An 8,746-nucleotide genomic window follows, 5' to 3' on the forward strand; every position below is an offset into this window, starting at 1 on the left:
CTTTTTTTCTATACTTAGCCTTTAACTGAAAAACCGGAGAGCACGATGACGACGCAAAAAGTTGCGATTGTGACCGCAGCAGATTCAGGTATTGGCAAAGCGTGCGCGCTTATGCTGGCAGACCAGGGTTTTGACGTTGGTATTACCTGGCACTCAGACGAAAAGGGGGCGCTTGATACCGCCCGTGAAGTGGAGTCCCGGGGCAGACAGGTACGTACCATTCAACTCGATTTGAGTCATCTTCCTGAGGGGGCAGAGGCCATAGACGAGCTGATTCGCCAGTTCGGGCGCATCGACGTGATGGTTAATAACGCCGGGGCAATGACAAAAGCGCCGTTTCTTGACGTCACCCTTGATGACTGGCGCAAGATTTTCACGGTCGACGTGGAAGGGGCCATGCTGTGCTCACAACTTGCGGCACGCCAGATGGTAAAACAGGGGCAGGGGGGGCGTATTGTGAATATTACCTCGGTGCATGAACACACGCCGCTGCCCGAAGCCAGCGCCTATACGGCAGCCAAACATGCGCTGGGTGGGTTGACCAAATCGATGGCCCTTGAGCTTGTTAGTGACAACATACTGGTTAATGCGGTCGCACCGGGGGCTATAGCGACCCCGATGAACGACATGAGTGATGAGGATGCCACACCCGGTTCAATGCCAATCATTCCTCTCGCCAGACCCGGTAAAACGGCAGAAATAGCAAGCCTCGTGGCCTGGCTGTGCTCTGAACATGCCAGCTATACCACCGGTCAATCCTTTATTGTTGATGGCGGCTTTATGCTGGCGAATCCGCAGTTTAACGCCACCCGCTAGCTACTCATCTGACCCACGGGCGCGCTGTTTTTTCTGTCGGCGGCGAAACCACCAGCGAACGGAGAAAACCAGTATCACGGCCAGCACCAGCCAGATTAAGCGTTTGGCGTGCTGGTCGAACTGATGCAGCCAGGGGCCAATCACTTCTCCACCCACATAGCCCAGGGTGGTAAAAATCAGCGCCCAGACGATAGCGCCAAAAATGTTAAGCGGCAGGAAAATTTTTGGCGGCAGGTGACTTGCGCCAATAAGGATCGGCCCGATGATTCGAAAGCCATACATAAAACGTGTGCCTATGACAAACAGCCAGGGGCGGCGGTTGATGAGCCGTTGCGCTTTTTCAATTTTGTTCTGATGCTTTTTAAAACGGCGCAGTATGTTCATTCCGTAGCGGCGACCGAGCAGATAAAGTAGTTGATCGCCAATCATGCCACCAAGCGCCACGGCAGCGACCACCAGCGGAAATTTCAGCAGTCCCTGATGCGCCGCCACGCCGCCGAGCAGGGTAATCGTTTCACCTTCGGCGACGCTGCCAACCACCAGGGCGGCGTAGCCGTACTGACTGATAAGGGTATTGATATCCATAGTAAACCACTCTCCTGTTTGTCCCCATAAGCATACACCCAATGAATTGATCCCGCAGGGCCGCTATTTTTAAGCTGTACATAAATTAAACAATGTGTGCATAAATTAACCATAAAGTGGCTTATACTCGTTATGTTGTAGTTCGGGCAGTCAGCAAGGGGGCGTTATGAACCATGTTTGGGGACTCTTTTCCCATCCCGATCGTGAAATGCATGCTATTAAAGGCGAAAACGAAACCGTTTCGCATCACTACACCCACCATGTGCTCATCATGGCGGCCATTCCTGTTATTTGCGCCTTTATCGGCACCACACAGATCGGCTGGAATTTCGGCGATAACAACGTTGTCCCTTTAAGTGGACTAACAGGGTTGTCTCTTGCCGTGATCTTTTATGCCTTAATGCTGGCGGGTGTTGCGGTGATGGGGCGGGTTATCTGGTGGATGGCGCGCAACTATCCCCAGCGGCCCTCGCTGGCGCGGTGTATGGTCTTCGCCGGTTATGTTGCAACGCCGCTGTTCGTAAGCGGAATTGTGGCACTTTACCCGCTGGTCTGGCTGTGCGCGCTGGCTGGAACCGTGGCACTGTTTTATACCGGTTATCTTTTGTATGTGGGGATACCAACTTTCCTTAATATTAATCGGGAAGAGGGTCTGAGTTTTTCCAGTTCCACACTGGCTATCGGCGTGCTGGTGCTTGAAGTGTTGCTGGCGCTGACGGTTATCCTGTGGGGCTATGGCTATCGTCTGTTCTGACTTCCGGCGTTGCTGGCGTAAATGCCAGCAACGCAATCTTCTGCAATGAATCTTCGGTGGCGGCGGCAAAGCCTGGCGGCTATTATGCAAATGCCAGCATCTGTTATTGTTTTCCTGAACAGTTGCGGTGTGCGTAATAACGTGCCTGAATAATTTTCTGAAGTCACACCATGCCGAAATTCCGTGTTTCTTTATTAAGCCTCGCGCTTCTCTTCACGTTGCCTGCTGCGCACACTGCGCTGGCAAAAACGCCTGTTATGGCCACCGCCGCCCAGCCGGAAATTGCCTCAGGCAGCGCGATGATTGTCGATCTGCAGACCAATAAGGTTATCTATTCAAGCCACCCCAACCTGGTTCGCCCGATTGCCTCCATCACCAAGCTGATGACGGCGATGGTCGTGCTCGACGCGCGTCTGCCGCTGGATGAAAAACTGAAGGTTGATATCAGCCAGACGCCGGATATGAAAGGCATCTATTCCCGCGTACGTCTGAACAGCGAGATCAGCCGTAAAGAGATGTTATTACTGGCCCTGATGTCATCAGAGAATCGTGCCGCAGCGAGTCTTGCCCACCACTATCCCGGTGGGTATGGTGCTTTTATTCGCGCAATGAATGCCAAAGCGCAGGCGCTGGGAATGAGGCATACCCGCTATGTTGAGCCGACCGGGCTGTCCGTGCGCAACGTCTCTACGGCGGAAGATTTAATCAAATTGCTGATTGCGACGAAGCAGTATCCGCTGTTGGGGCAACTGAGCACCACGCGGGAAGACATGGCGACCTTCTCCAGTCCGGCCTATACGCTGCCCTTTCGCAATACCAATCACCTGGTCTACCGCGATAACTGGAATATTCAGTTAACCAAAACCGGGTTTACCAATGCAGCCGGACACTGTCTGGTGATGCGCACGGTTATCAACAATAAACCGGTTGCCCTGGTGGTGATGGATGCCTTCGGCAAATTTACTCACTTTGCCGATGCCAGCCGTCTGCGTACCTGGATTGAAACAGGAAAAGTCCAGCCTGTGCCAGCATCAGCACTGGATTATAAGCGTCAGAAGGCGGCGCAAATGGCGCAGAACCAGGGCGCACAGACCGCGCAAAACGATTAAGTTACCCCGGTGCTTTATTACTCCGGCAGCGTCCAGTCACCGTCATTGAGTGGGCGCTGCATGATGAGCGTGTCGCGCCAGTCTCCTTTTTTATAGCCCACACTGCGCAACTGCCCTGCCAGTTCAAAGCCATGCTTTTTGTGCAGACGAAGTGAACCCGCATTGTTATGCCCGTCGCCAATTACTGCGATCATCTGGCGCCACGGTCCCTGCTCGCAGCGGGCGATCAGCGCCTCCATCAGCATGCTGCCTATCCCCCGACCGGTCATACTGGCGTCGACGTAAATCGACTCTTCAAGGGTATAACGATAAGCCGGGCGTGGGCGGTAGTGGGTCGCGTAGCAGTACCCCACCACAATGCCGTGATAGAGAGCAACCATCCAGGGTAACCCCTCGCTGGTTGTTTTAAGCATGCGTTGGCGCATCTCGTCAATGGTGGGCGGCACTTCTTCAAAAGAGGCACGACCGTGAAGGACATGCCAGGCATACAGGGACGCAATAGCGTGAACATCTTCAGGAATGGCATCACGTACAATCAATGCATTTTCGGAAAAGACATCAACAGCAGACATGATGGGGTGCTCCTCAGGGTAGCAGGCCAGAGAAACGTTTCTCTGACCACCGCGCTACTGTAGTACGAATAAAGTGCACAATACAGCTCTGCTAAAGCTACCCCTGTCACTCAGGCAATGCGGTTCACCTGAGGTAACCGGTTACCGCCAGTATTTTCTCTTGCTCGTTTTACCAATACCAGGGTTCATGCTGTTAGTTGGATCATTTTGTAGGTAAAAACGTTTTAAATGCTCGTCTGCGTCATATAAATGCCCAACGTTATGTTCGGCAGGATACTGCGCCCCGCGTTGCCGTAATAATGCCAGCATCTGTTCTTTGAGCGCGTGCACATCCACCCCTTTTTTCACGATGTAATCCTGATGGAAGACATGGCAGAAAAAGTGCCCGTAGTAGAGTTTGTGTATTACCTGGCTGTCGATTTCCGGTGGAAGATGTTCAAACCAGTCGTGATCGTTTCGGCGTAGCGCGATATCCAGTGCCAGAATATCTTCCACGTCGTCCGCATGTACTGCCTGGTAACGAATGGCTGCACCTGCCGCCGCGAAGCGGTGCAGGAAAGCTTTGTTGCCCTCCTCTGAGGTACAGGCAAAAAATCCCCCTTCGGCGTGAGTAAAATATTCCGAGAGCCACTTCTGGGCTTCTGCTATTCCCTCACCGGACATTTTCAGCAGCAGATGATGTTCATACTTATCCCGCCAGCTTTTCATTCGCGGCGGCAGGTGCGAGGGGAAAAGATGCCCCAGCTTTTGCATAGCGCGATCGGTAAAATGGGGTTTAAACACCGACGCTTTTGCCAGCAGGGCGTCAGTACGGCCCTTGAGGGTAAAAAAGAAGGGCATTTTGTCAGTGCCAAGCTTGTCTATCATCAGGAAGGTATCTTTGCCGTAACGCTCGGCAATGTCATAGATATCCCGATGCATGTATTCGCCTGCGACCGGCAGGTGGGTAAAGTCGCTAAGCATATGACGGCGTATTTCGTTCAGCACCTCCGGTTGATTGGTGCCGATGTAAAAAACCTGCTGGCGCGGCTGGGCCGGAAAAGTGTCAAGGCGCACGGCGAAGACGGCCAGTTTGCCGGCACAGCCGGATGATTCAAAGAGGCGATCGGGGTCGGCGTTATAGCGTGCCGGCGTGTCAGCGTTAACATCGCGCACACGGGTGATGTAATCCCGATCGTGCCCGTGACGGCCATCATGGCGTACATCGGTATCCTTCACACGTTCATCATCAAGCTTACTTAATATCTGCTCCGGCGTGGTGCCAAGATCAATGCCGAGGTGATTGACCAGGTGCAGCTTGCCGTTCTCATCTATACGGGCAAAGAGCGACATTTCGGTATAGGCCGGGCCGCGTTGCACCAGCGCACCGCCGGAGTTATTGCACACGCCACCCATTACCGAAGCGCCTATACAGGACGATCCGATAACCGAGTGGGGTTCGCGCCCCAGCGGCTTGAGGGCTTTCTCCAGCGCGTAGAGAGTCGTGCCGGGGTAGGCCAGGACCTGCTGGCCTTTATCGATCAGATGCAGTTTATCCAGACGGAGCGTACTGATTATCACAATATCGCGGTCATAATCGTTACCGTTTGGCGTTGAGCCTTCGGTAAGGCCGGTGTTGGCGGCCTGCATAAGAATAATTTTATCGGCGCTTACGCAGGCTACCAGAATACGCCAGAGTTCGAGCAGGGAACCGGGGAAGACCACCGCCAGCGCATCCCCCTGGCCTGAGCGAAAACCCGTGCGATAGCGGGCCGTCCTGGCCGGTTCTGTAAGCAGATGATTTGTGCCAACAATGCGTTTTAAATCGCCGATAAAAGCTGAATTTTCCTGAGAAGTTGGGGAAGACATTTTCCACTCCTTGTGGTGAAAGAACGATCTTGCCTTAAAGAATAGTCCCGGAAAGCAAGGAATTCTCAGAAAAATCAGAGAATAACTCTGCAAGCGCGACTACGATTATGGCACACTGCGTTTTTTCACGGTCTGGTCGGTCTGTGGGCTATATAACGAGAGAATGAACGACATGAAATGGCTATGTACTGTAGGTGTCGCTGTGAGCCTGGCGTTGCAGCCTGCGCTGGCGGAAGAGATGTTTGGCAATCATCCGTTAACGCCTGAAGCACGGGATGCATTTGTCACTGATTTACTCAAAAAAATGACGGTCGATGAAAAAATCGGCCAGTTGCGTTTAATCAGCGTGGGGCCGGACAACCCGAAAGAAGCCATCCGCGACATGATCAGCAAAAACCAGGTCGGTGCGATTTTCAATACCGTTACGCGTCAGGATATCCGGGCGATGCAGGACCAGGTGATGCAACTGAGCCGCCTGAAAATCCCTCTCTTCTTTGCCTACGATGTGCTGCACGGCCAGCGTACCGTTTTCCCGATTAGCCTTGGTCTTGCCTCCAGCTTTAACCTCGATGCCGTGAAAACCGTGGGACGCGTGTCGGCGTACGAAGCAGCGGACGATGGTCTGAACATGACCTGGGCGCCAATGGTGGACGTCTCCCGCGATCCGCGCTGGGGACGTGCCTCCGAAGGCTTTGGCGAAGATACCTTCCTGACAACCGAGATGGGCGTGGCGATGGTGAAAGCCATGCAGGGCAAAAGCCCGGCAGACCGCTACTCGGTAATGACCAGCGTGAAACACTTCGCCGCTTACGGTGCGGTTGAAGGCGGCAAAGAGTACAACACCGTGGACATGAGTCCGCAGCGGCTGTTTAACGACTATCTGCCGCCCTATAAAGCCGGCCTGGATGCGGGGAGCGGTGCCGTAATGGTGGCGCTGAACTCGCTCAACGGTACGCCTGCAACGTCGGATCCCTGGCTACTGAAAGATGTGCTGCGTGACGAGTGGGGCTTTAAAGGCATTACGGTCTCCGATCACGGGGCTATCAAGGAACTCATCAAACATGGTACGGCCGCCGATCCTGAAGATGCGGTGCGGGTAGCGCTGAAGTCCGGCATCAACATGAGCATGAGCGATGAGTATTACAGTAAGTATCTGCCGGGGCTTGTGAAGTCCGGCAAGGTGACGATGGCGGAGCTGGACGACGCGGCCCGGCACGTGCTCAACGTGAAATATGATATGGGGCTGTTTAACGATCCTTACAGCCACTTAGGCTCGAAAGAGAGCGATCCGCAGGATACCAATGCTGAAAGCCGCCTTCACCGTAAAGAGGCGCGCGAAGTCGCACGCCAGAGTCTGGTACTGCTGAAAAACCGTCTCGATACTTTACCTTTGAAAAAGGATTCCACCGTGGCCGTGGTGGGTGCGCTGGCAGACAGCAAGCGTGACATGATGGGAAGCTGGTCTGCTGCGGGCGTGGCAGGGCAGTCGGTGACGGTGCTGACGGGGATCCGTAATGCGATGGGTAGCCAGGGCACGGTTATTTATGCTCGTGGCGCAAACGTGACGGATGACCAGGGCATTGTTGACTTCCTTAACCAGTACGAACCCGCCGTTGAGCAGGATAAACGTACCCCTCAGGCGATGATTGACGAAGCGGTCGAGGCGGCGAAGAAATCTGATGTGGTGGTAGCTGTCGTCGGTGAAGCGCAGGGCATGGCGCACGAAGCGTCGAGCCGTACCGATCTGACTATCCCCCAGAGCCAGCGCGATTTGATCGCTGCGCTGAAGGCGACCGGTAAACCCCTGGTGCTGGTATTAATGAACGGTCGTCCGCTGGCGCTGGTGAAAGAAGATCAACAGGCGGATGCGATTCTGGAAACCTGGTTTGCAGGTACCGAGGGCGGTAATGCCATCGCCGACGTGCTGTTTGGTGATTACAACCCATCGGGTAAGTTGCCGATGTCCTTCCCCCGCTCTGTTGGTCAGGTACCGGTTTACTACAGCCACCTCAATACCGGTCGTCCCTATAATGCCGATAAGCCGAATAAATATACTTCACGGTATTTTGATGAAGCCAACGGCCCGTTATATCCCTTTGGTTATGGCCTGAGCTACACCACTTTTACTGTGTCAGATGTGAAAATGTCTGCACCTGACATGACCCGTGAGGGCACCGTTACCGCAAGCGTTGAGGTGACGAATACCGGTAAGCGTGATGGTGCAACGGTAATCCAAATGTACCTGCAGGATGAAACCGCAACGATGAGCCGTCCGGTTAAAGAGCTGCGCGGTTTTGAGAAAGTGGATCTGAAAGTGGGTGAAACTAAAACCGTCAGCTTCCCGATTGACCTTAACGCCCTGAAATTCTGGAATCAGCGCATGAAATATGATGCGGAGCCGGGCAAATTCAACGTCTTTATTGGTCTCGACTCTGCCCGCGTGAAGCAAGGCGCGTTTGAGCTGAAGTAGGGCGCGTTTGAAATGAAGTAGGGTTTGTATGAACAGAAGTAAGGGTTATATGAACTGGAGTAAGGTGAAGTAAGGTTTTTTCGAAATGAAGTAAGGGTCTGCGCAGAGGGGCTCTGCAACGTATGTTGGGGTGCCTTACTCTCCCTTTGGTGAGTCCGGCGCGGTTCCTCATACTGGCACAAACCTTTCCCTTTCCCTGAGGAAGAGGGTGAACCAGGGGGCTGGGATAATCCCCTCGCCCCTTCGGGGAGAGGGTCAGGGTGAGGGGGAACATTCCGCACGATTGCTCAAGGAGAGACTGTTGCGGATAGTGGAACACTCCCATACAGGTTACGTGGAATGGTTCCGTTCACCCTGCGTGCATTCTCCCTCTGAAGCCACCGCACCCGTGAACGTGCAAGGGAGGCTCGCCGCCGCCTCCCTTGCAACCCGGGCTCCCGGCCAGGAAAATCGCCGCAGCGCGGTCCGTTCGTCTTATGCCGCCGTGCTGTCGGGTCGGGGACCAGCCTGCATCCCTGCAGGCTATCCCCTCCGCCCGCGTCCCTGCGGGCGGTCCCGGCCCGTCGTCAACGCCTCACCGATTTTCAGCCGG

General features: G+C 54.2%; 7 protein-coding genes. 4 read left to right on the forward strand and 3 right to left on the reverse strand.

Annotated features, from left to right (window positions below; all coding sequences use genetic code 11):
- The first annotated feature begins 45 nt into the window (after positions 1 to 45).
- Positions 46 to 816 (forward strand): SDR family oxidoreductase, encoded by a 771-nt coding sequence (locus tag KXR87_RS03115; protein WP_437430805.1) that lies wholly within the window; start codon positions 46 to 48, stop codon positions 814 to 816.
- Here KXR87_RS03115 and KXR87_RS03120 read toward each other — a convergent pair whose 3' ends face one another.
- Positions 817 to 1,401, reverse strand: coding sequence for a DedA family protein (locus KXR87_RS03120; protein ID WP_437430806.1), 585 nt, complete (start codon positions 1,399 to 1,401; stop codon positions 817 to 819).
- Between the two features lie 166 nt (positions 1,402 to 1,567).
- On the opposite strand from KXR87_RS03120, the gene KXR87_RS03125 reads away from it, so the two are divergent.
- Together KXR87_RS03125 and pbpG are read left to right on the forward strand one after the other, a co-directional pair.
- Positions 1,568 to 2,155, forward strand: coding sequence for a Yip1 family protein (locus KXR87_RS03125; RefSeq protein ID WP_437430807.1), 588 nt, complete (start codon positions 1,568 to 1,570; stop codon positions 2,153 to 2,155).
- A 170-nt stretch (positions 2,156 to 2,325) separates the two neighbouring features.
- A complete protein-coding gene (gene pbpG / locus KXR87_RS03130) occupies positions 2,326 to 3,264 on the forward strand; it encodes a D-alanyl-D-alanine endopeptidase (protein ID WP_437430808.1) in 939 nt (312 codons plus the stop codon).
- Between the two features lie 17 nt (positions 3,265 to 3,281).
- Here pbpG and KXR87_RS03135 read toward each other — a convergent pair whose 3' ends face one another.
- Complete coding sequence (locus KXR87_RS03135) at positions 3,282 to 3,836, reverse strand: N-acetyltransferase family protein (RefSeq protein WP_437430809.1); 555 nt, start codon at positions 3,834 to 3,836, stop codon at positions 3,282 to 3,284.
- 141 nt (positions 3,837 to 3,977) lie between these two features.
- Positions 3,978 to 5,684, reverse strand: a complete 1,707-nt coding sequence (dld, locus tag KXR87_RS03140; protein WP_437430810.1) for a D-lactate dehydrogenase — start codon at positions 5,682 to 5,684, stop codon at positions 3,978 to 3,980.
- 172 nt (positions 5,685 to 5,856) lie between these two features.
- On the opposite strand from dld, the gene bglX reads away from it, so the two are divergent.
- Positions 5,857 to 8,154 carry a beta-glucosidase BglX gene (gene bglX / locus KXR87_RS03145; protein ID WP_437430821.1) on the forward strand — a complete coding sequence of 766 codons (2,298 nt, stop codon included), beginning with the start codon at positions 5,857 to 5,859 and terminating at the stop codon, positions 8,152 to 8,154.
- Positions 8,155 to 8,746: the final 592 nt, after the last annotated feature.

Origin of the sequence: Yokenella regensburgei, from assembly GCF_051486985.1 — a bacterium.
In the GTDB taxonomy this organism is placed as follows: Bacteria; Pseudomonadota; Gammaproteobacteria; order Enterobacterales; family Enterobacteriaceae; genus CBFFRJ01.

Excerpts from the sequence above, each read along its gene's own strand:
- KXR87_RS03115 (WP_437430805.1), top strand. The coding sequence starts at position 46 with ATGACGACGCAAAAAGTTGCGATTGTGACCGCAGCAGATTCAGGTATT.
- KXR87_RS03120 (WP_437430806.1), bottom strand. The coding sequence starts at position 1,401 with ATGGATATCAATACCCTTATCAGTCAGTACGGCTACGCCGCCCTGGTG.
- KXR87_RS03125 (WP_437430807.1), top strand. The coding sequence starts at position 1,568 with ATGAACCATGTTTGGGGACTCTTTTCCCATCCCGATCGTGAAATGCAT.
- pbpG (WP_437430808.1), top strand. The coding sequence starts at position 2,326 with ATGCCGAAATTCCGTGTTTCTTTATTAAGCCTCGCGCTTCTCTTCACG.
- KXR87_RS03135 (WP_437430809.1), bottom strand. The coding sequence starts at position 3,836 with ATGTCTGCTGTTGATGTCTTTTCCGAAAATGCATTGATTGTACGTGAT.
- dld (WP_437430810.1), bottom strand. The coding sequence starts at position 5,684 with ATGTCTTCCCCAACTTCTCAGGAAAATTCAGCTTTTATCGGCGATTTA.
- bglX (WP_437430821.1), top strand. The coding sequence starts at position 5,857 with ATGAAATGGCTATGTACTGTAGGTGTCGCTGTGAGCCTGGCGTTGCAG.